This window comes from Enterococcus sp. AZ079, assembly GCF_050547255.1.
Taxonomy (GTDB): domain Bacteria; phylum Bacillota; class Bacilli; order Lactobacillales; family Enterococcaceae; genus Enterococcus_D; species Enterococcus_D casseliflavus.
This window is the reverse complement of the sequence record NZ_CP172955.1, coordinates 3,033,239-3,055,675: the sequence shown is the minus strand read 5'-3', so window position 1 is coordinate 3,055,675 and position 22,437 is coordinate 3,033,239. Positions and strand designations below refer to the sequence as shown.

At 44.5% G+C, this 22,437-nt stretch carries 21 protein-coding genes; 13 read left to right on the top strand and 8 right to left on the bottom strand.

The annotated features are described in order from the left end of the window. Nucleotides 1-1,293 (top strand): signal recognition particle-docking protein FtsY, encoded by a 1,293-nt coding sequence (ftsY, locus tag IGJ15_RS14470; protein ID WP_010748626.1) that lies wholly within the window; start codon nt 1-3, stop codon nt 1,291-1,293. A gap of 281 nt (nt 1,294-1,574) precedes the next feature. On the opposite strand, the gene IGJ15_RS14465 is transcribed toward ftsY, so the two are convergent. After that, nucleotides 1,575-1,943 (bottom strand): BlaI/MecI/CopY family transcriptional regulator, encoded by a 369-nt coding sequence (locus IGJ15_RS14465; RefSeq protein WP_005227140.1) that lies wholly within the window; start codon nt 1,941-1,943, stop codon nt 1,575-1,577. Nucleotides 1,944-2,189: 246 nt separating this feature from the next. Here IGJ15_RS14465 and gshAB point away from each other — a divergent pair, with 246 nt between their 5' ends. Together gshAB and IGJ15_RS14455 are read left to right on the top strand one after the other, a co-directional pair. Next, nucleotides 2,190-4,454, top strand: coding sequence for a bifunctional glutamate--cysteine ligase GshA/glutathione synthetase GshB (gshAB, locus tag IGJ15_RS14460; protein ID WP_010748627.1), 2,265 nt, complete (start codon nt 2,190-2,192; stop codon nt 4,452-4,454). A 903-nt stretch (nt 4,455-5,357) separates the two neighbouring features. Further along, nucleotides 5,358-6,818, top strand: a complete 1,461-nt coding sequence (locus IGJ15_RS14455; protein ID WP_010748628.1) for a LysM peptidoglycan-binding domain-containing protein — start codon at nt 5,358-5,360, stop codon at nt 6,816-6,818. 220 nt (nt 6,819-7,038) lie between these two features. Here the strand turns inward: IGJ15_RS14455 and IGJ15_RS14450 are convergent, their stop codons facing one another. Together IGJ15_RS14450 and IGJ15_RS14445 are read right to left on the bottom strand one after the other, a co-directional pair. Continuing rightward, nucleotides 7,039-7,458: a hypothetical protein gene (locus tag IGJ15_RS14450; protein ID WP_010748629.1), complete on the bottom strand. Its 420-nt coding sequence runs from the start codon at nt 7,456-7,458 to the stop codon at nt 7,039-7,041. Between the two features lie 14 nt (nt 7,459-7,472). Further along, nucleotides 7,473-7,925 carry a YueI family protein gene (locus tag IGJ15_RS14445; protein WP_010748630.1) on the bottom strand — a complete coding sequence of 151 codons (453 nt, stop codon included), beginning with the start codon at nt 7,923-7,925 and terminating at the stop codon, nt 7,473-7,475. A gap of 107 nt (nt 7,926-8,032) precedes the next feature. On the opposite strand from IGJ15_RS14445, the gene IGJ15_RS14440 reads away from it, so the two are divergent. From IGJ15_RS14440 to IGJ15_RS14415, 6 genes are all read left to right on the top strand, one after another. Continuing rightward, a complete protein-coding gene (locus IGJ15_RS14440; RefSeq protein ID WP_010748631.1) occupies nt 8,033-8,602 on the top strand; it encodes a GNAT family N-acetyltransferase in 570 nt (189 codons plus the stop codon). A gap of 15 nt (nt 8,603-8,617) precedes the next feature. After that, a complete protein-coding gene (locus IGJ15_RS14435) occupies nt 8,618-8,995 on the top strand; it encodes an iron-sulfur cluster biosynthesis family protein (protein WP_005227145.1) in 378 nt (125 codons plus the stop codon). A 1-nt stretch (nt 8,996) separates the two neighbouring features. Continuing rightward, on the top strand, nt 8,997-9,890 hold the full coding sequence (locus IGJ15_RS14430) for a metallophosphoesterase (RefSeq protein WP_010748632.1): 894 nt from the start codon (nt 8,997-8,999) through the stop codon (nt 9,888-9,890). Between the two features lie 85 nt (nt 9,891-9,975). Continuing rightward, the gene (locus IGJ15_RS14425; RefSeq protein ID WP_005227147.1) at nt 9,976-10,197 is read left to right on the top strand and encodes a DUF2829 domain-containing protein; all 222 of its coding nucleotides are present in this window, start codon (nt 9,976-9,978) and stop codon (nt 10,195-10,197) included. Further along, nucleotides 10,194-10,943, top strand: a complete 750-nt coding sequence (locus tag IGJ15_RS14420) for a 3-oxoacyl-ACP reductase (protein ID WP_010748633.1) — start codon at nt 10,194-10,196, stop codon at nt 10,941-10,943. The genes IGJ15_RS14425 and IGJ15_RS14420 overlap by 4 nt, the downstream gene beginning before the upstream one ends. A gap of 30 nt (nt 10,944-10,973) precedes the next feature. Beyond that, the gene (locus tag IGJ15_RS14415; protein ID WP_010748634.1) at nt 10,974-11,540 is read left to right on the top strand and encodes a nucleotidyltransferase family protein; all 567 of its coding nucleotides are present in this window, start codon (nt 10,974-10,976) and stop codon (nt 11,538-11,540) included. A 91-nt stretch (nt 11,541-11,631) separates the two neighbouring features. Here the strand turns inward: IGJ15_RS14415 and IGJ15_RS14410 are convergent, their stop codons facing one another. The 4 genes from IGJ15_RS14410 to acnA all read right to left on the bottom strand — a co-directional run bounded on the left by IGJ15_RS14410 (nt 11,632) and on the right by acnA (nt 17,175). Continuing rightward, complete coding sequence (locus IGJ15_RS14410) at nt 11,632-12,171, bottom strand: biotin transporter BioY (protein ID WP_005227150.1); 540 nt, start codon at nt 12,169-12,171, stop codon at nt 11,632-11,634. 105 nt (nt 12,172-12,276) lie between these two features. After that, on the bottom strand, nt 12,277-13,131 hold the full coding sequence (locus IGJ15_RS14405) for a helix-turn-helix domain-containing protein (RefSeq protein ID WP_010748635.1): 855 nt from the start codon (nt 13,129-13,131) through the stop codon (nt 12,277-12,279). A gap of 104 nt (nt 13,132-13,235) precedes the next feature. Further along, on the bottom strand, nt 13,236-14,486 hold the full coding sequence (icd, locus tag IGJ15_RS14400; protein WP_010748636.1) for an NADP-dependent isocitrate dehydrogenase: 1,251 nt from the start codon (nt 14,484-14,486) through the stop codon (nt 13,236-13,238). Further along, nucleotides 14,479-17,175, bottom strand: coding sequence for an aconitate hydratase AcnA (gene acnA / locus IGJ15_RS14395; protein ID WP_010748637.1), 2,697 nt, complete (start codon nt 17,173-17,175; stop codon nt 14,479-14,481). The genes icd and acnA overlap by 8 nt, the downstream gene beginning before the upstream one ends. Nucleotides 17,176-17,410: 235 nt before the next feature. On the opposite strand from acnA, the gene IGJ15_RS14390 reads away from it, so the two are divergent. The 4 genes from IGJ15_RS14390 (at nt 17,411) to spx (ending at nt 21,640) form a co-directional block, all read left to right on the top strand. Further along, a complete protein-coding gene (locus IGJ15_RS14390) occupies nt 17,411-18,772 on the top strand; it encodes a citrate/2-methylcitrate synthase (protein WP_010748638.1) in 1,362 nt (453 codons plus the stop codon). A 234-nt stretch (nt 18,773-19,006) separates the two neighbouring features. Further along, complete coding sequence (locus IGJ15_RS14385) at nt 19,007-20,452, top strand: peptidoglycan DD-metalloendopeptidase family protein (RefSeq protein ID WP_270286655.1); 1,446 nt, start codon at nt 19,007-19,009, stop codon at nt 20,450-20,452. 286 nt (nt 20,453-20,738) lie between these two features. Beyond that, nucleotides 20,739-21,140: an Asp23/Gls24 family envelope stress response protein gene (locus IGJ15_RS14380; RefSeq protein WP_010748640.1), complete on the top strand. Its 402-nt coding sequence runs from the start codon at nt 20,739-20,741 to the stop codon at nt 21,138-21,140. Nucleotides 21,141-21,190: 50 nt separating this feature from the next. Next, the gene (spx, locus tag IGJ15_RS14375) at nt 21,191-21,640 is read left to right on the top strand and encodes a transcriptional regulator Spx (protein ID WP_010748641.1); all 450 of its coding nucleotides are present in this window, start codon (nt 21,191-21,193) and stop codon (nt 21,638-21,640) included. Between the two features lie 147 nt (nt 21,641-21,787). Here spx and rpsD read toward each other — a convergent pair whose 3' ends face one another. Then, entirely contained in the window at nt 21,788-22,399 is a 612-nt protein-coding gene (rpsD, locus tag IGJ15_RS14370) for a 30S ribosomal protein S4 (RefSeq protein WP_005227158.1), read from the bottom strand. Nucleotides 22,400-22,437 lie beyond the last annotated feature (38 nt).

The window sequence follows — 22,437 nt, the reverse complement described above, 5'->3', positions numbered from 1 at the left end:
ATGGGATTTTTTGACAAAATCAAAAAAGCGCTGATTGGAGAAACCAAAGAAGCAGAGCAAGAAATTGACAAACCGTTAGTCGATGCTGACTCACCAGAGGCACAGCGTTCAGAAGAAAGCCAGCCAGCACAAACTCCTGCTGAACAAGGCGCTTCAGAACCAGTGGCACCTGCAGAAACCGCCGACTCCAGTGATTTGGAGGCAGAGCAAGAAACTGCTGAAGTGTCCCTGCAGCAAGAAGCAACGACAGCGAACAAAGGAGAAGAAGCACCAAGTATTCCAGAAGAAGTGGCTAAGGATGTACCATCAGAGGAAACCCCAGCGGCTACACCAATCCTTCAACCAGCGCCAGAAACGGAAAGTGTGCAGGATAAATACACCAAAGGATTGACGAAATCACGGAAAACCTTTGGGCAACGGATGAACGAATTGTTTGCCAACTTCCGTACGGTGGACGAAGACTTCTTCGAAGAAGTGGAAGAAACGCTGATTGGCGCAGACGTCGGCTTTGATGCGGCGATGAAGATCGCGGATGCATTGAGACAAGAAGTCAAACTACGTAATGTGAAGAAAACGGCAGATGTCCAAAATGTCATCATCGAAAAATTGGTTGACCTATATGGGGAAGCGGGTGTCGGTGAAGTTAACGAGTTGAATATGCAGTCGGGGTTGACCGTCATTTTATTTGTTGGCGTGAACGGTGTTGGAAAAACCACCAGCATCGGGAAATTAGCCCATCAATTCAAAGCCGAAGGCAAAAAAGTCTTATTGGCAGCAGCGGATACTTTCCGTGCCGGTGCCATCGATCAATTAGTGGTCTGGGGTGAACGGGCTGGTGTTGAAGTCGTTCGTGGCAATGCAGGAGGCGATCCAGCAGCAGTCGTGTTTGATGCGATGGAGCGCGCAAAACGAGAAAATGCTGACGTTTTATTAGTAGATACCGCGGGTCGTTTGCAAAACAAAGTCAATTTGATGAACGAACTAGAAAAAATCAAACGGATCATTCAACGAGTGGACCCAACGGCCCCTCATGAAGTCCTGCTCGTGTTGGATGCAACAACGGGTCAAAACGCGATGAATCAAGCAAAACAATTTAAAGAAACGACGGATGTTTCTGGTCTCGTCTTAACCAAACTTGATGGAACGGCTAAAGGGGGGATCGTCTTGGCGATCCGTAACGAGCTGCGGCTGCCCGTCAAATTAGTGGGACTCGGAGAAGGCATCAATGATTTAGAACCATTTGATCCAAATGAATTTGTCGTTGGCTTATTCAAAGGCTTGATCAAAGAATAAAAAAACAGAGCCCTGTGTTAGGTGATACACCTACACATGGCTCTCCTTTATTGTTGCTTTTGTGAGATCAAAGGGAAGAGAAAACGGGTCGTCGTCTCTTTCCACGAGCTTGACTTGTGACGTAAAGCTGAGAACACTTGGCGTGGCAAATGTGGGTACAGCGATGCACGACTTTGCCAAAAATCAGGAAAAGCAGTTTGAAGGCTTCGTTTTCTTCTGCGCTGTCTAAAAACTTTGGGAAGTATCAGGCAGAATACAACGAGTTGAACGATGGGGAAAGATTATTTCTTAAGTTCCCCTTGGCGCTCAGTGATCATTTTTTCCAAGTTGTTCAATGTATCGATATCTTTATTGGTTTCGATAAAGTTCGTAATCAAATTCAATAAAGATTGATCAGACAATTCTGCTGCTAAGAAGTCTTCTTGGGTCACATTCGGAGAATACAACCGAGTCAAAACAGTACCGCTGTAGCCGATATCCGCTACTTTCAATAAGTCGTGGTTTTTTAGTTTACGTACGACTGCTTGAATGGTATTCTTGCTTAGATCTTGCTGTTGGACAGCAATGTCATTTGCAGAAAGAGGTTTGTCTGAATTCCAAAAGATATTCATGATTTGACGTTCGCGTTTGGTAAGATTAAGTGGCTTCATTCACTATTCTTCCTTTCAAAAAAGAGTAATATGGACATAATAATTTACTGTTCTATAAGCAGTATACTTTATTTTGAAGGTAAATATCAAATTTATTCAAGTATTTTATAAATTCTTGGTAATTTTAGTAAGAGATATTACAAGTGAGGAGCAAATTTCTGCATTTTTCACCAGTTTTCACTATAATAGATGGAAAGAAATAGCATTTGAGAAAAAATTTAGTAGAAGAACATAGAGGGCAGTCGAATGAAAATAAAAACATTGTTATCACATAAAGAGCTTTTTCCCTATTTATTGAAAGGACGCTACGGGATTGAGCGTGAAGCGCAGCGGGTGCGGCTTGATGGGACGTTTGCAGGTACCGATCATCCTAAAACGTTAGGCAATCGGCGCTTCCATCCGTATATCCAAACGGATTTTTCCGAAAATCAACTGGAACTGATTACGCCCGTCGCTGATTCCGTGGATGAATTGTTCCGTTTTTTAGGGGCGATTCATGATGTGGCGTATCGTTCGATGTCAGCAGAAGAAATGCTCTGGCCATTGAGTATGCCACCGGCTTTACCAGAAAAAGAAGAAGACATCGTCATTGCTAAATTAGATCAATTTGAAGATGTGCTCTATCGCCGCTATTTAGCTAAAACATATGGTCGCCGCAAGCAAATGGTCAGTGGGATTCATTTCAATTTCGAATTTGCGGAAGACTTTTTGCAGCAGCTGTATGCTTTGTCTGAAACGAAGGAAAGCTTCCAGACGTTTAAAACGGCACTTTATTTGAAAGTAACTCGCAATTATTTGCACTATCGCTGGTTTTTGACGTATTTCTTTGGGGCGACTCCTGCTTCAGAAGCCAATTATTTTACGACAGAAAACGGACCGCAAGAACCAGTCCGCAGTATTCGCAATAGCCGCTATGGGTACACGAATCACGAAGACGTCAAGGTATCTTACGCTTCGTTAGAGACCTATCTTGCAGATATTGCCAAATTAGTGGAGACGGGAAAGCTTTCAGAAGAAAAAGAATTTTATGCGCCAGTGCGTCTACGTGGGGGAAAACGGGTCGCAGATTTAGCCTCAGCGGGTATCCGTTATATTGAGTTAAGAAATATTGACATCGATCCCTTTGCCCGCTATGGGATTTCCAAAGAGCAAGTCGCATTCTTGCATTTCTTCTTATTGTTTTTAAGTACAAAAGAAGAAGGCAGCGATGCGGATGCGTGGATCGAAGAGGGCAATCAGAAAAATGATCAGGTCGCATTAGAACATCCGCTTGCACCTTTGACTTATCAGCAAGAAGCGCAAGCGCTGATTACTGAAATGATGGACTTTGCCCAAGCCCTTGAGCTGCCGCATCCACCATTTTTGGATCAGCTTTCAGAAATGCTGGCTGAACCAGAAAGAACCTTCGCGGGACGTCTTTTCTCAGCAAGTCAAGCAACCAGTCAAGCCCAGACAGCAACATTGCTGGGACAAAAGTATCATCAAGCTGCTTGGGAAAAACCGTATCAATTAGCTGGCTTTCGAGCAATGGAATTGTCGACCCAGATTCTCTTGTTCGATGCGATCCAAAAAGGAATCGAAGTGACGGTACTGGATGAAACGGATCAATTCTTGAAATTAGCCGTGAGAGACCACATCGAATATGTTAAAAATGCCAATATGACCAGTAAGGATCAGTACATCGTCCCATTGATCATGGCGAATAAAACGGTCACTAAAAAAATCTTAGCCGAAAATGGCTTTCATGTACCAAGTGGCGCTGAGTTCGCTTCGGCAGAAGAAGCGATCACGTTTTATCCTCAGATTGCCCACAGCGGGTTTGTGGTAAAACCGAAAACCACCAACTATGGGATCGGTATCTCGATTTTCAAAGAAGGTGCCTCTTTAGCGGATTATCAAGCGGCGGTCGCCATTGCCTTTGCGGAAGATGATTCGATCCTCGTTGAGACTTTTTTGTCAGGGACGGAATATCGGTTCTTCGTGATCGATGGGCGAGTCGATGCGATTTTACTACGTATCCCTGCCAATGTCGTGGGTGACGGCAAGCGCACGATCACGGAACTCGTCGCAGAGAAAAATCTCGATCCATTGCGCGGCACCCATCATCGGACCCCATTAGAGCTGATCCAATTAGGGGAACTGGAACAACTGATGTTAAAAGAGCAAGGGTATCAAGTGGATTCAGTACCCGAAGAGGGGCAGATCGTTTATTTGCGAGAAAACTCGAATATCAGTACTGGCGGTGATTCTATCGATGTGACGGATGACTTCAACGATGATTACAAACAAGTAGCAGTCGATGCGGTAGCCGCATTACAAGCATCTATCAGCGGAATCGATCTGATTATTCCAGATAAAACCAAGCCAGCCAATGAACCGGGGGCTTATGGAATCATTGAAGCCAATTTCAACCCAGCGATGCATATGCACGTTTATCCATACAGCGGGAAAGGCCGACGCTTAACTATGTCTGTTTTACGCCTGTTGTTCCCTGAAGTCTTCGAGAGCTGATGGAAGTACAAAAAGCAAAGAACTGCACACTTTGGAAGGAGAGTTCCTTTCAAAGTGTGCAGTTTTTTTTATATCGTTGTTTGATTCCTGATCTGACAGTTAGCATAATAGTTAATCCCCTCGTTTTTTGTCTTTATTTATCAAATAGTATTTATTTTAATATGAATACTGGAAAAATAATTGTATTTTTGGTAATCTAAAGAGAGGAAGTTTTAGTTTTTTTATACACGATTAAATAACTATCGTTTTTTGAAGAGCCGCTAAATTAGGTCAGCATGTATAAAAAAGATATGAACATAGATATTGTCTTTCAACTATGCTTTTACATATAACAAAATGAGTAACATCAAAAAAGCGGCAAAGGCAGACGGATTCTCTTAACTTTGTTAGTGACAAAAGAAGTGCAAAGATTGTTTTCAATTGAATCAAAAACGAAAGTTCATCATCGGAAACTGAGTTGAATCGATACTCAATGTTCAAGTTATTTGGAAGTAAGGCAGGTTTTATAGCCGAAACTGATTGTGGTTCGATGAGTGACTCCTAAACATAGGCGCATTGCTTTAAGAATTTGCGGAACGGTCCTTTGGCAGCACCTTATAGGTACACAAAGGATATGGATGATTTTTTCCGATCCCTGCGAATGTTTGACAGTGCTTTGTCGGTTCTTCATTCAGTGTGCAGGCTTTTTTCGTAGGCTTAAATCAATGGTTTTAGTGCTTCCAACCGAGGAATCACTTTTTCTTTAGCCGCTCTTTTCTGTCTTTCAACGGGCTATGATTCACACGAGCCCTTCTGCGTAGATAAGTATACTAAATTTATTATACAGATCCATCCTGAAATTTTAATCAGGTTATGGTGTGTAATAAGTTGAATATAATAGCATTATAAAAAGGAGAGTACGGAATGAAAAAATTTAATGGTAAGATTGTTAAAACGTTGGCATTACTAGCAACAATTTTTACGGCTGGTGCATTATCAAATCAAGTTTCGGCATCAGAAGAAACAGCATCCCCTATTTCCGCAAGCGTATGGGTTGCCAGAACACCCGAACAAATCAAAGCTGATATTACTGGGAATGAATATACGATTGTTTGGGGTGATACACTTAGCGCCATCAGTAAAGCGACAAATATTACGATCGAACGTCTAGCACAATGGAATAATATTTACAATATTGACTTGATTTATGCTGGCAACAAATTAGTGTTTGATGGAAATGTGGTTTCTCTAAAGGATGCAGAGGGTAATACGATTAGTCAAGCAGTGATTCAAGATACTGACAAAATTGATCCGACCAAACCAATTGGGGGAGGAAGCAATACAAATCCTGGAAACAGTAATAATGGATCAAATGTCTCTACAAAACCGACACCTCCAGCAACAGATAACGGATCAGGAGACGGATCAACAAAACCAACGCCGCCTGCAACAGATAATGGATCAGGAGAGGACTCCACAAACCCAACACCACCAGCAACGGATAATGGTTCAGGTGGAGATAATGGTTCCACTAATCCACCAGCTGATCGAGAGTTTGAAGTGACAGTCGTTGCAGAAAATGAAGAAATTACACGCCTCCGTGTCGGACCATTCTTAACTACCGATGAAGTGGCGGCATGGCTGCTTGAAAACTATGTTGGATTAGTTTCAGACCTACAAATCTATCTAGAAGGAAACTATATCTATATTGAGTTCAATATTCCGACACCTGATAATGGAGGCGCGACTGACCGTGAAATTGTAGTTGAAGTTGTCTATGAGAATTCATATTATACTCGTCTACGTGTCGGACCATTCCTAAGTAACGAGGAAGCTACTGCTTGGAAGCATGAAAATTATCCAGAAGTAGTTAAGGGGCATGAAGTTCATTTTGTAGGCGATTATATCTATATTGAATTTGGTGTATTTAATAAAGACGAAGATGATAAAGATGTAGACGGCGGAGATAACGGTTCCGGTGGCGGAGATACAGATGTAGATGGCGGCGAAAATGGCTCTGGTGGCGGAGATACAGATACCGATGGTGGAGAGAATGGCTCTGGTGGCGGAGATACAGATGTAGACGGTGGCGAAGACGGCTCTGGTGGCGGTGACACAGATACCGATGGTGGAGAAGATGGTTCTGGTGGCGGAGATACAGATGTAGATGGCGGAGAAGATGGCTCTGGCGATGGCGAAACAGATGTGAATATTCCAGTCAATCTGGGCAATAGCGGCATTTTTGCAGCTACTAGTGCAGAAGCGAGTGCAAGTGCATATTCTTTATGGGCTGAAGGGAAGTTTTTAGAGTTTACACGCTTTGTTATTCGGCCAGCGCTAAATGCAAATGGAGATCCAATTGGTTTTACAGTTGATTTTTACTAAATAAAAAAGATAAGTTGATTCTTTGATGTATCAAATAAATTAAGAAGAATACAACTTAAAACTAATAAAAACCAGTCAGAAACTGCCTCTGACTGGTTTTTCTTTGAAGAAATCATGAGAAATACGTTAACGTCCTGCTTTATGGTTCGCTTTACTAGCAAACTATTATATCCAGTACTTTCTATCTGCAGGAAGTATCGCGAGCCTTTTTTGGATGTTCTTATCCTTCAAAAGCAGCGATTTCAATCGTTTGTTTTGTTTCTTCCACCTTGAGACCCGTTCGGGCTTCCCACCATTGTTTCATTTCTTTTTCATAAGTGGTAGGAAAACGTTGGATCAAGGTTAATAACGGTACGCCTTGAATCGAGGCGTAGGGAAAGTTTAAAACCAGATTGTACTTCAGTTCCGACAGGAGGCTATAATATTGAAACATCATAAAGTTCATTTCATTCTTATCCTCCAGCAGGAGTACTTTCGGAGCGCGATCCAGCATAAAACCCAAGCTGCGCATCATGAACAATACGCCATCTAGATGGCTGGATTCGATCGTGGGTGCCGTTTTTAACAAATCGATATGCAGATCCAAAGCATCAAGCAGTTCTTTCTTTAATGAAAGGTAGGGCGGTGTTGATTGTTCCATGATAGTTCCTCCTTTTAATGGAAAAGACGTTTCCAAAATGACGTTTTCTCTGGTTGTTCCTGCTCTTTATCCGATGGAGCGGCAGCTGCAGGGAATTTTTTTTCGATATCGATGACGTCTTCATTGACGGCTTCTTTCCCAGCAATCAGCAAGCCGATACTGTCTGGACCAGCATCTTGGGCATCGGAGACGATCCGAAATTCCATCTGTTGTTTGGTCAGTAAAGTGATGTAATCGGTCTGGATCGATTCTGGCAATTTTCCATTAAGCAGCACGAGCGCTCCTTGATAATCTGGTAAGGCGTTCAAGAGCGTTTTCTGGTTGTCCTTCTTCTTCATTTCTGTTACTGTCATACTAAGATAACACCGTTCACGAAACGTGCCTAAATACTTGCGCTGTTCATCTGGGTTGACGCGAGGCGTCCCATACATTCCTGTATCAAGGCGTTTTTCTAATTCGTCTGACATTGAAGTATCCTCCTCAAAGCGTTTACTTATGCTTATTATAGCATATCCAGCAAATAGCAAAAGAGGGGTGCGATCGTGAGAGAGTATTGACAGAAAGTAGGGATCCTATGACAACAAAAGAACGACATTTGCTATTGTTAGCAGAAAATCAACGGTTGGAGACACCGAGGCTGCTCTTGCGTCCTGTTTCCTTGGCGGATGCAGCGGACATGTTTGCCTATGCAAATGATGAAGAAACGACGACCTTCGTCTTTGCTAGACATGGGTCGGTTGAAGAAACAAAACTACGCATCGCCGAGTATTTTGTTGCTGCACCCTTAGGAAAATTTGCGATCGAAGAAAAAGACTCAGGAAAAATGATCGGGACCATCGATTTGCGGGTAGAATCAGAAAAAGAGATCGCTGAGCTCGGTTATACATTGAGTCGCGATTATTGGGGGCAAGGGATCATGCCAGAAGCGGCAATGGCACTGCTGCATTTCGGTTTTGAAACACTCGAATTGATTCGAATTTTTGCTCGACATGATGCCCGAAATCCCAAGTCTGGACGGGTCATGGAGAAAATTGGGATGAAATTGGAAGCAACGATCCCAGCTGCCCGCAAATCGGGTGAAGAAATCATCGATGAAGTCACGCGTGGCATCACCCTTGAGGAATGGAAAAAACCTATCATGTAAAGGAGGGCTCTCGTCATGGAACTGAACATTGAGCCAGCAGCAATTGAAAAAATAACCCCTTATGTGCAGCCAGATGATCGTCTCTACTTGGATTTTGAAGACGGCGTTGGTCCGTTTCCTGCAACGGAGATCACCTGCCGTTTGGACATCCATTTTCGCCTGATCATCGTGCCGCAAAGCTATCCAGAAGAAGGATTGGCGATCTACGACACCCCTTTAACGACACCCTTAGGCACGATTTGGTTGAAGCAAGGGGCTCAGGTGTATTTAGAAGAACAGACTCGGATGCAGGTGGAACCGACCTATCAACGGTTGCAATTGGTGGGAAATAGCGGGATCTTAGCTAACGATGTCCAATTGTTACGGATCGAAAAGCAGACGGCGGGCCGCTGAGATGGGCACGTTGGCGGTTATTAGCGACTTGCACGTCGATATCAACCAATTATTTGATCCCCATCTGCAGCTGATCGCTGATTATTTGCAGCAAAATCAGGTGACCCATCTGCATCTGGCAGGAGATGTGGCGAATAAAAAACAACGGCTATTAGACGTGGTCGCATTTTTTCAAAGTCGACAGGTGCCAACGACCTTTCACTGGGGCAATCATGAAATGGTGGACTTGACGGAACAAGAGATCGAGGCTTTCGATGATCCCGCCTTTCTTAATTTTCAGACGTATCGCTTATCAGAAAAAACACAGCTGTTGGGAATCAATGGCTGGTATGACTACCAATATTCTGATCTGACCAGTGAAGCTGAGATCTTGCGGCTGAAAAATTTGTTTTGGTATGACCGCATGATTCAACGAAAGGGATCGGATAAGGAGATCAGCCAAGCCATCAATGAGCGTTTAGCGGAAACATTGGCCCATTTGCCGCAAGACCAAGAAATTTTTCTTTCTACGCATTTTGTGCCCCAAGAAGCGTTTATTGTGCGGCAGACCGGCAAGTACGCCCGCTGGAACCACCTAAATGCGTTTTTGGGGTCGCCCGATTTTGGCGCAGTGATCGACCAGTACGCCAATGTGCGGGCAGTCGTCTTTGGGCATACCCATCGACGCTTTGAGAAAAAGGAGCTTGCGGGAACCAGCTACTATTGCCGTCCCTTCGGCTACTATTATGAATGGCAGTTGACCCGACGCTTCGTTTTGGAAAATCACTTAGCAGAAGCATATTCTCCAACGAAAGTTCGGACGCTGCTGCGAAACCATCATGAGGCATTTGAGGACTATAAAACGGCGCATCTTGTAGAGGAATTGGCGCAAGCGATCACGCTGCTGCCGTATTAGCGCAGCAAACGAGTCCTGCTTGTTTTCGTGATTGAATTTCCAAGCAATTTAAACCATTAGAAGAAACACACAAAGGAGAAAAATCATGACATTTGAAGAAATCTTACCAGAATTAAAAGCTGGCAAAAAAATCATTCGTGAAGGTTGGGGCGGCTTTGAACTTTATGTGACATTCGTTGAAGGCGAAGTGTACGACAATGCCCCAGTCACCCCTTACTTTTTGATCAAAACAGCAGACGAGGGATTCTCGAGTTTCGCACCGACTGTTTGCGACATTCTTGCGGAAGATTGGAAAATCGTGGAATGACGGCAGCGTGGATCGATGACAAAACGATTGTGTTTGTCACAGGGGCTGCTTCAGGTATCGGTAAAGCGCAAGCAGAGGTGTTTCTTGCAGAAGGCGCTCAAGTATTTGGTGTTGACTGCCAATCGTTTCCTGATACGCTTTTAGCCCAGCCCCGCTTTTTCGGCACATGTTGTGACTTAGCGGTGAAAGAAAATTGTCTTGCAGCGGTCCAAGCTTGTGTGACGCACTTTGGCGGTATCACGGTCTTGTTAAATACAGCAGGAAAGCTTGACGGCTATCATACGATCGCTGAGACGACGTCAATGGAGTGGGAGGAGATATTTCAAACCAATGTCTCCAGCATGTTTTATTTAACGAAAGAAATTTTGCCGCTGATGCAAGCCAATGGCGGCGGAACGATCATCAATATGGCGTCCATCGCTGGAATGGTCGCAGGTGGGGGCGGGATCGCCTATACAACCGCAAAACACGCGATCGTCGGGTTTACCAAACAGTTGGCATTGGATGTTGCAGATCAAGGGATCTCGGTAAAGGGCATCGCGCCCGGTGCGATTCAAACGCCGATGAATGCGGCTGATTTTGCGGGTGACGGGAAAATGGCGCAATGGGTGGCAGAAGAGACGCCAGTCAAGCGTTGGGCGCAACCAGAAGAAGTTGCAGCGCTGACCCTTTTTCTTGCCAGCCCGCAAGCTAGTTACTTGCAGGGGGCGATCGTGCCCATCGACGGTGGTTGGACCTTGAAATAACTAGCCTGAACCCATTAGAGGAGGACGCCAATGAAGGAACAAGCGATCCAGAACTTGTTTGCAAAAAATCGTGAATGTCGACAACTGCTTACGATCATTGAAGCGTTGCAGCTGTCGGATTGCTGGCTGTGTGCTGGGTACCTGCGGAATTATTTATGGGGGTTTCTCAGTGGGAAAATAGCGGAGGTGCCGCTGACCGATATTGATGTCGTGTTTTATGATCCGACTGTAAGCATAGAAGAAACAGCAGCGATCGAAGCGCAACTGCGCCGCTCGTTTCCCGAATTTCCTTGGGAGGTTCGAAACCAAGCGTTGATGCACCAACATAATTTTGCCGAGGAGCCGCCTTATACAAGTACCTTCGATGCTTTAACGAAGTTTCCAGAGCGTTGTACAGCGGTAGCGGCACGAATGAATCAAGGCAAGCTTGAATTGATGGCGCCTTTTGGCTGGCAGGATATTTGCAGTTTTCGGGTGCGTCCAACACCGCATTTTGCCCAAAATGAACAGTATCTTGCGGTTTATCGACAACGCCAAGCGATGAAGCAGTGGCAGAAAATTTGGCCGCAGCTCTCGATTGAAGAGGGGAAGAAATAAAAAAGAACACTCGCGTGATGCGGCGATTTTCAAAAGTTAGACGAGAAAGCTAACTGATGGGAATCGCTGCATATGACGCGAGTGTTTTTTATTAACGTAAAGCCAATGGTTGCGCCAAGCGGTTTCTTAAAAAGATACCTAGATAAGCTGCGGCAACGGCTTTGATGATCCCAGGGATAATAAACAGAACAAAGCCACCGTTAAAGGCAGCCGGCCATGCCATGCCCGTGCTCCATTTCAGCCACAATGTACCAAACAACAAAGTTGCCAGCGCACCGACAATATTGCCGATCACTGCTCCTGTGTAGCGAAACGCTGTTTTTTCTACGATCAATCCAGTAAGCAATCCATTAAAGAGGAAGCCGACTAAATAGCCACCAGTTGGTCCTAACAAAACACCGACACCGCTGGAAAAACCAGCGAAAACGGGCAAACCAATCAATCCTAACAGCAAGTAGATGATGATCGCCATCGTTCCAGTTCGCGTGCCGAGGAAAGTCACCGCCAGCCCGATCGCAAAGGTTTGTCCTGTCAATGGGATCAAACCTAATGGAATCGTCAGTTGGGAAAGACCAGCAATAATGATCGCAAATAAAGCGGCATGGATTTGTTCACGTAATGATAATTTCATCGAATCCTTCTCTCTAATAATAATTTCGTTAACCTAAAAATAAATTATTTGGTTAACGAAATTATAAACGGTGGTTTACCAAAAGTAAAGAAGAATCTTGTTTTTTTAGTGTTCTTTTTTTAAAAGGACAATCAAGTTCTTTGAGGAGAGGAAAGGGGCGATCTCTTCCAGCTCATCTGTTGAGAAGGGCAGTGCTTGAACGAGCCGGCAGATCGTTGCTTCTGTTAGAAACGGCAGCAGTTCTTCGATTTCATCATAAGCCAAGCGTTCTGATGCGGCAACGTTTGGCTGTTCCAGGGCAGTCAGCAGGAGTTCATCCAGATAAGGCGCAGGTAAAAAGGGCAGCAGTTCTTCAATCTCAGAAAAGCGGAAGTCAGGATTTTCAAGCCAGCCTTTGATTTCTCCCGCCAAAAAGTTGGGGGGTAAAAAGGGCGCCGCCTCTTCCCAAAAAGCCATGGAATAGTGCTTACCTTTCAGGAGCTCTTCTACTTGGGGCTTTTTCAAAAAAGGCAGGAGTTCTTCCAGTACCTCTTCTGGGATATTCTCGGCACCATTTAGCAGGTGCTGCAAGTCTGCGCTGGTCAAATGAGGTGCTAGCCTAGGCAATAAGTCTAAATCTAAAGAAGTTTCTTGAAACGGTTCTTCTTGAATCAACGCTGACAATTCTTGCGGTTTGATCAGCGGAGCTAGTTCGGCGATTTCTTCTGGCTGTGCGGTTCCTGCTTGATAATGTTGCACCGCAGCTGCTGGCTTCCCTAACAGCTCATCGATGGATAGGTCTAAAATCGCTGCTAGCTGCGGCAATTTTTCAATGTCCGGCAGTGAGTTGCCCCGCTCCCAATTACTGACCGCCTGATAGCTGACAAGTAACTGGTCGGCCAAGTTGCTTTGGGTCAGATTTTTTTCTTTGCGTTTGGCAGCGATCTGCTGACCGATTTTTCTCATGTTGAATTCACTCATAAATGAATTCCCCCTTTCATGCTCTAAGTATAGTTTCTCAAAAGGTGAAAACGCAATCAAGCTGTGATTGAGCAGGCAAATGCCGACTCAATCACAGCTTGAGTTTACGAATGGATCAACTGAAGGAGGTGTTCACCAAACGCTTGTGTCGTTAAACAGACCGCTTCTGGCATCAACTGCGCGAAGTCGGCAGTGACGTGTTGACTTTGCAAGGCTTGTTCAATGGCTTGTGTTAGGATTTGGGCTGCTTCTGGCCAGTTCAAATGTTCTAATAGCATGCACGCTGACAGCAGCAGCGAACAGGGATTGGCTTTGCCAAGTCCTGCGATATCCGGTGCTGTTCCGTGGGTAGCTTCAAAGATGGCTGCCCCAGTAGCGTAGTTGATATTGGCACCGGGGGCGATCCCGATGCCGCCGACTTGTGCAGCAAGTGCATCAGAAATGTAGTCGCCGTTCAAATTACAAGTGGCAATGACGTCGAATTTTTCTGGATACAAAAGGATCTGTTGTAAAAAGTTGTCTGCGATCACGTCGTTAACAACGATTTTCCCAGCCGCTTTTGCCGAGGCAAGAGCGGCTTCGGCTGCCTTTGAGCCGCTTTCTGCTTTGATTTTGTTGTATTGATTCATTGTAAAACACTGGTCGGTGTATGTGGTCTCTGCAAGCTGATAGCCCCAGTTTTTAAAGCCGCCTTCTGTAAATTTCATGATATTGCCTTTATGCACCAGTGTCACCGTGGGCCGCTTTTGAGCGATCGCATACTCAATGGCAGCAGCGATCAAGCGCTGACTGCCTTCTAAAGAGATCGGCTTGATGCCGATAGCGGCAGTTTTAGGAAAACGAATCGCCTTGACAGCAAAGTCTGCTTGCAATGTCTGGATCAGACGCTGCGTTGCGTCGTCGTCTTTGGCAAATTCGATGCCAGCATAAACATCTTCAGTATTTTCTCGAAAGATCACCATATCGGTTTTTTCTGGCTGCTTTAAAGGCGAAGGGACCCCTGTAAAATAGCGAACAGGTCTGACACAGGCATAAAGATCCAGCGTTTGCCGCAAGGTGACATTCAAGGAGCGAAAGCCCTCGCCAATTGGGGTAGTCAACGGTCCTTTTAAGGCGTATTGTTGAGCCTTGATCGTATCGATGGTTGCTTGCGGCAGCCATTCCCCCGTCTGTTCAAAGGCGGCTTCTCCAGCTAAAACTTCCAGCCATTCGATACGGCGTTGATTGTCATAGGCTTTATTTACAGCGGCATCAATCACAGGTTGCGCAGCCTGCCAAATCTCGGCACCGATGCCGTCTCCTGCAATGTAAGGAATGGTGATCGTCGTTACTTCATGGGTTGTTTGGTTAGGCATGGGCAGTTCCTCCTAATTCAGCTTTTTTTCGAATGACCATCGGTAAAATTCCTTGATGCTTCCAATAGCGAATATCTGCAGGGGCATCAAAGCGCAGGCGGGTCATAAAGGAGACAGTCCCTCCGTCGATCCGTTGCGCAGTGACTTCGATCAGCTGCTTGACCACTGGCTCTTCTGGCAAAGCGATCGAGAATGTTTCGCTGCCGTCCAAATCAAATGATGCAGCACTTTCACCAGCAAGATATTCAAGCGGAATGATCCCCATCATGACCAAGTTGCTGCGATGGATTCGTTCGAAGCTTTCTGCTAAGACGACTTTAACGCCTAACAATTGTGTTCCTTTGGCGGCCCAGTCGCGAGAAGAACCCATGCCATAATCTTTACCAGCTAAAATGATACAGCTTTGACCAGCTTTTTGGTAATTCATAGCTGCGTCAAATATCGACAGGGTTTCCCCTGTTGGAAAATAATGCGTGACACTGCCAGTACTGCCAGGTACTAGCTGGTTTTGCAGACGGATGTTGCCGAAAGTCCCCCGCATCATAATCTGATGATTGCCGCGTCGCGAACCAAAGGAGTTGAATTCACGATACGGAACTTCTTTTTCTTGTAAAAATTTTCCAGCTGCAGAATCCATACTGATGCTGCCAGCAGGAGAAATATGGTCAGTGGTGACGGAATCACCCAATTTTGCCAAGACTTTCAGATCAGCTAAGACATCTGGTTTAGGCAACTCTTTGGTCAATGTTTCAAAGTAGGGCGGATGAGCGATGTAAGTGGATTGCTCCTCCCATTCATAACATGCGCTCGTGGTGGTTTCGATCGCATTCCAGCGTTCATTGGCATCAAAAAGATGCTCATAGGCAGCGCGAAATGCTTCTGGTCCGACGTACTCTTGAACGTAAGCATTGACTTCTTCATTGCTAGGCCAAATATCAGACAAATACACCGGCTCGTCATTGACGATAGCTAACGGTTCTTTTGTGAGATCTTTGCGAATGCTGCCAGCGATGGCATAGGCAACAACTAATGGCGGTGAAGCCAAATAATTGGCTTTAATCTGTGGATGGATTCTTCCTTCAAAATTTCGATTGCCTGACAGAACCGATGCCGCCAGTAGATTGTCTGCCTCAATTGCTTCAGCGACCTGCGCTTCTAAAGGACCTGAATTTCCGATACAGGTGGTACAACCGTAGCCCACCAAATAAAAGCCGAGTTGCTCTAAATACGGCAGCAAACCACTGTTTTGCAAATAGGTGGTCACGATCTGGGAGCCAGGTGCAAGGGAGGTTTTGACCGTACGAGAGACGGTCAGACCTTTTTCAATGGCTTTTTTAGCCAATAAGCCTGCCGAGAGCATGACGAAGGGATTGCTCGTATTCGTACAGCTAGTGATCGCCGCCAAGACGATATCGCCGGTCACTAATTTGTCAGGTGCAGCATCTGACCAGGTAACGCTGGCTTCTTTTTGCCATTCGTCCTCTGAAAGACCAAAGCCCTTGGGACCGACGGCAGCCGTGACCGATTGTTCAAAATCCTGACGGACTGCTGGAAGCAAAATCCGATCTTGCGGGCGCTTGGGCCCTGCTAATGCTGGCTGAACTTCTGCTAGATCGATGGTGATCGTCTTAGTATAGGTTGGCACGATCGCTTCATCATAAAAGAAATGGTTGGCTTTGGCGTAAGCGGCAACGAGTTCGATCAGCTCGCTGGAGCGACCGGTCGTTGCTAAGTAGTTCAAGGTCTCTTGATCAATCGGACAAAAACCGCAAGTCGCACCATATTCGGGAGCCATGTTTGCTAACGTTGCTCGATCAGCTAAACTTAAATGACGATAGCCAGGACCGAAGTATTCGACAAATTTTCCGACCACTTTTTCGATCCGCAGCACTTCAGTTACTTTTAGTGCTAAATCGGTGGCGGTGGTACCTGCAGGCATCTCGTTGATAAATTTCACCCCGATGACTTCAGGCGTAGGGGAGAAAGAAGGTTCGCCAAGAATCGCAGCTTCCGCTTCAATACCGCCAACCCCCCAACCGAGAACCCCCAAGCCGTTGATCATCGTGGTGTGAGAATCGGTTCCTTGCAATGTATCAGGAAACAGCAGTCGTTGATCTTCGTGTGTTTTTTGCAAGATCACATCAGACAACGATTCGATGTTGACTTGATGAATGATCCCTGTTTCAGGTGGAACGACTTCGAAATTGTCGAAAGAACCTTGCGCCCATTTCAAGAATTGATAGCGTTCTGCATTGCGTTCAAATTCCCGCTCCGTATTAAAAGCGATCGCCCCAGGAGTACCGGCTTGATCGACTTGCACAGAGTGGTCGACGACGAGTGTGACGGGGATCTCAGGATTGATGTCTTCTGCGGCACCGCCTAAAGCGACCATCGCATCCCGCATGGCAGCCAAATCAACGACTGCGGGTACCCCAGTAAAGTCTTGCAAAACGACCCGCTCTGGTTTGAATGGCACGACACCAGTAGGGGTTTCTGCCTGCCAGTTCGCTAAAAATGGTAAATAATCCTCTGTAATTTCCTCGTCTTGATGACGAGCAACACTTTCCAATAAAACTCGAATGGAGTAGGGCAAGCGAGATAAATCAGCCCCTAAGTCTTGGGTGATTTTCGCTAAGTCAATATACGTGTATTGCGTATCCTTGACGGTGAGTTGAGATTGCCACTTCATAAGAATCCTCCTTTTTACGAAGATAAACGTACTTATTAGGAATAATTATACGTTGATAATTTAAAAAATCAATTAAATTTATGAAAAATATTTCATTTTATAAACATCGTGCTATAATGTGTGAAAGTTTGTTAAAAAGCAACGATTTTATAGGATGACTATTTTAACGATGTTTGTATACGGTTAAATAACATTGTAATCGATAGTTTGTAGAAAGATTGGAGGTAACATCACCGTGGAAAGATTAGAAAAGAAAGAGAAGATGTCCTATCTCGCATCGCAATGTCAGAAATACAATTTGATAGATGTGAATCTTTATTCAGAATATGATGTGAAACGTGGACTGAGGGATTTAAATGGCACGGGGGTCTTAGCAGGGCTTACGACGATCTCCACCATTTATCCAGAAAAAATCATTGCTGGTAAGCCAATTGAAGCTTGTGGCGAGCTGCGTTATCGCGGAATTGACATCAACGAGTTAGTTGCAGGGTTCGTCAATGAAAAACGCTTTGGCTTTGAAGAGGTTGCATATTTATTACTTTTCGGCGAACTGCCAAACAAAACAGAACTTGCGGCCTTTCATTGCCTATTAGCAGAAAAACGTACATTGCCGACCAATTTTGTTCGTGACGTCATTATGAAAGCACCTTCTTCTGATATCATGAATAGCTTATCTCGCAGTATCTTGACACTGGCAAGTTACGATCCACAAGCAGATGACATCAGCATTGAAAATGTATTGGAACAAAGTCTGATGCTGATCAGTGTCTTTCCGCTCTTGGCAATCTACGGCTATCATGCCTACAATCATTACAATCAAGGGGAGAGTATGTATATCCACCGACCGACCGAAGAGTTGAGTACAGCTGAAACGATTTTGACTATGCTACGTCCAACGAAAGAATATAGCTTCCAAGAAGCCCAAACATTGGATATGGCACTGGTTTTGCATATGGAACATGGCGGCGGGAATAATTCGACCTTTACGACACGAGTCGTTACCTCCAGTGGGACGGATACCTATTCAACGATTGCTGCAGCGCTAGGTTCTTTGAAAGGGCCTAAACACGGTGGTGCTAATATCAAAGTGACAGAAATGATGGGAGATTTGAAGCGTAACGTTGCTGACCTTACCGATGAACAGGCGATCCGCAGCTATTTGGAAGCAGTTTTAGATAAAGAAGCGTTTGACCGTAAAGGATTGATTTATGGCATGGGCCACGCGGTATACAGCGACAACGATCCCCGTGCGGCGATTTTTAAAAATTATGTGGCAAAACTGGCCCAAGAAAAAGGATCAGAAGCTTGGCAAGAATATCAATTGTATACGATGGTCGAACGTATTGCTCCTCAAGTCATCAATGAAAAGCGCAAAATCTACAAAGGAGTCAGTGCCAATATCGACTTTTTCAGCGGGTTTGTTTATAACATGTTGGATCTGCCAGAAGAACTGTATACACCAATGTTTGCTATCGCGCGGATCGTCGGCTGGTCCGCCCATCGGATCGAAGAGCTGGTCAACGCACAAAAAATCATGCGTCCCGCCTACAAAGAAGTGTCAAACGATCGGGAATATATCGATATAGAGTCAAGATAGATCAAAACAGCAGGGAGGAAGCTCGCTGCTGTTTTTGTTTTGGACACTCGAAAAGAGAAGGATTGAGCCTTTTTTTGCGTATTTTTACTAGAGAGAAAATGAATGGCTTGGATCATTCGTTCATTAGAAAATTCAAGTTTTTCTCGTTTTTCATATAGGAATGCAAAAATTGATTACAAAGTTTCTTGCATTTTTTGTATGATAGAGGGAGGAATAAAGGAGGAAAGTTCACGAATGAAAATAAAAAAATGGATGGCGATTGCCATTATTACCAGTCAATTTTCAACAATGCTGCCAGTATCGGCTGCGGCATCTGTTTTGACGAACGAGTCTACTGCAGGTCAAAATACAGCTGAGTCAACGGTTCCGGGAGTGAACGGGCCAACCATGGGCTTGGTTCCTGAAGATGCCGCAACGGTACCAGGAGAAAACGGCGAAGTAGTTCCAGGAGAGTCAACACCTGCTCCTGAACAGCCAACACCAGAACCTTTGCCAGAACCAGAACCAACCCCGACACCAGAACCAACACCGGAACCAGAAGAGCCGACACCAAATCCTGATCCTGAGCCGAATCCAGAACCAGAACCAACACCTGAGCCGGCGCCAGAACCAGAAGAACCAGCACCAAATCCAGCACCAAATCCAGAACCAGAACCAGAGACAACACCAAATCCTGAGCCAGAATCAACACCAAGCCAGCCTTCGCCTGACATCAAAGAAGTACCGAATGTACCAGAGTTGACGGTAACGCCGCCGCAAGAAGATGAGCCAGCAAAATTTGAAGTCACGCCAGTCAAAGAAACGTGGGACTTTATTATGGAGATTGGAGAAGATGCTCGTAAAGTTGGACAAGAAGAAGATCTTTACGCATCGGTCATGATTGCCCAAGCGATTTTAGAGTCTGGCAGCGGAAGAAGCCGTCTGAGCCAGGAGCCTTTTTATAACTTATTTGGTATTAAGGGACTTTATGAAGGGAATGGGATTTCCTTCCAAACGCAAGAAGACGATGGTTCTGGTAATTTATACACAGTTCATGCCACTTTTCGCCAATATGACAGCATCGAATCTTCTTTGAAAGATTATGCGAAATTGTTGAAAGAAGGATTGGACCACAATCCGAATTTTTATAAAGGTGTTTGGAAATCAGAAACGGAATCTTATGAAGACGCCACGGAATATCTGACCGGACGTTATGCATCAGATACACAATACAATGAGAAGCTGAATGCGCTGATCGAAGCGTATGCACTGACGAGTTATGACAAAGAGAAACCAGAATTACCGACAGGCAGCGAAAAGATGATCTATCCTGTCAGCAATCCAGTTGTCTCCTCTGTCTTTGGTCCGCGAGGCAATGGGTTTCATCGTGGAGTGGACTTCGCCGCACCACAAGGAACGCCAATCATGGCTAGTCTTTCAGGAACGGTGATCCGCTCAGAATATCATTCTTCATGGGGAAATTATGTTGCCATTGAGCACAAAGATGGGCTGACGACATTGTATGCCCACAATCATCGCAATTTAGTGGAAGTCGGTCAAACGGTCGAACAAGGCGAGGTGATTGCTTCTATGGGAAGTACGGGGAACAGTACAGGCCCGCACTTGCATTTTGAAGTCAGTCTTTCACCAAGTTTAGCGCGACACCAACTGATTGATCCGTTGGAAGTTTTGTCAAAATAACACGAGAAAAAGAGAGCGTTGTAGATGCTTTCTTTTTTTTTGTCAAGAAAAACGAATCATTTCAGGAAAATTATGCTTTGAGATTTTTTTAGCGCATTCATTTTATCTTGCACGATAAATTTATTCCGAAAACAAGTGTTTTTCTTTGTAAAAAAAACAAAAAGAATTTATGCTAAAAAGGTAGGGAAAAAAATTCCCAAGAGGAATGTCCACTTTAGACAAGGTCGTGTATGCGACTTTGCGATGTCTCTAGTATCCTTTCTTATTTAACCAAGGAGTGTGAAAAATGACTGACGATCAGCAAACAACGAATGTGTCTAATGAAGCAGCGCAAGCAAGTCCACTGTCCTTTGAAGAGAAAGTCATTGAAACAATTGTTGGTGTCGCTTTGCAGTCAATTGATGGCTTGATTAGTGTAAATGGCAGATTTCTTTCAGATATGACCGAAAACCTTGAAGAACAGCCGCAAGTCGCTTCTGGCATTGATGTGGAAGTTGGCAAAGAAGAGGTTGCAGTTGACTTGGAAGTAATCGTGGCTTACGGCAAAGATATCCCCAAACTCTTAGCGCAAGTCCAAGAAGTGGTCTTAGAAGAAATTAGCCGCTTGACTTCTTTGAAAGTCAAAGAGATCAATATTCGAATCGCCGATATCGTCAAACAGGAAACGATCGATCAAATCGAAGGTTGAGCACCAAACAAAAAATCGAAGTACATCAAAGAGAAAGGAAGAATGAACAAATGATATCACTATATACAACACCCAGCTGTACGTCATGTCGTAAAGCCCGTGCATGGTTGACCGAAAATGAACTACCATTTAAAGAGAGAAACATTTTTAGCGATCCATTAAATAGTGATGAACTAATGGAGATTCTTTCTTTAACGAAAAATGGAACGGAAGACATTATATCTACTCGTTCGAAAGTGTACCAAAAGCTAGACATTGATTTAGAAGAGTTGAAGCTAGAGGAGCTGCTTTCATTGATCGAAAAATACCCGAACTTATTGAAACGACCAATTATCTTAGATGAGAACAAGCTCCAAGTGGGATACAATGAAGAAGACATTCGTAAATTCGTGCCACGAAACTTACGAAAGATCATTTTCAAACGACGTCAAACAGAGCTGCTCATGTTTAATTATCGCCAAAAGCAAGAAGAAGGCGAATCTGTTGCGAACTTTATCTAAAATAGGAACAAAACCGGCAAATGAATACAGCGATGTATCATTGTCGGTTTTTTTGGTATTTTTTAAGGGTCTTCTTAAAGGGATCCGTAAATCCGTTGAGTCCACAAAAAAACACGATTCCCAAAAGGAATCGTGTCGGTTGAAATCTTAAAGTTTTTGGTTGTAGAATTCAACGACTAGTGCTTCGTCAACTTCTGCAGACAATTCATCACGCTCAGGTAAACGAGTTAATGAACCTTCTAATTTTTCGCTATCAAAGCTTACAAATGACGCGCGGCCAGCTGTTGCTTCAACTGCTTCTTTGATTGTTGAGATGTTTTGTGATTTTTCACGAACGCTGATGACTTGTCCAACTTCAACGTGGTATGAAGGGATATCAACGCGTTTGCCATCAACTAAAACGTGACCGTGGTTTACTAATTGACGTGCTTGACGACGAGTAGTTGCTAAACCTAGACGGTAAACAACGTTATCTAAGCGTTGTTCTAGCAAGATCATGAAGTTAACACCGTGTTTACCTTCTTTGATTTTGCTTGCTTTGATAAACAATGTACGGAATTGACGTTCGTTCATGCCATACATATGACGCAATTTTTGTTTTTCAGTTAATTGCATGCCGTATTCTGATTTTTTGCCACGGCTGTTTGGTCCGTGTTGACCTGGAGCGTAAGGGCGACGTGCCAATTCTTTTCCAGTTTCTGATAAAGAAATTCCTAAACGACGAGAAATTTTCCATGATGGTCCTGTATAACGAGACATAATTTAGTTCCTCCAATAAAATAGTTTGGAGTAAAATA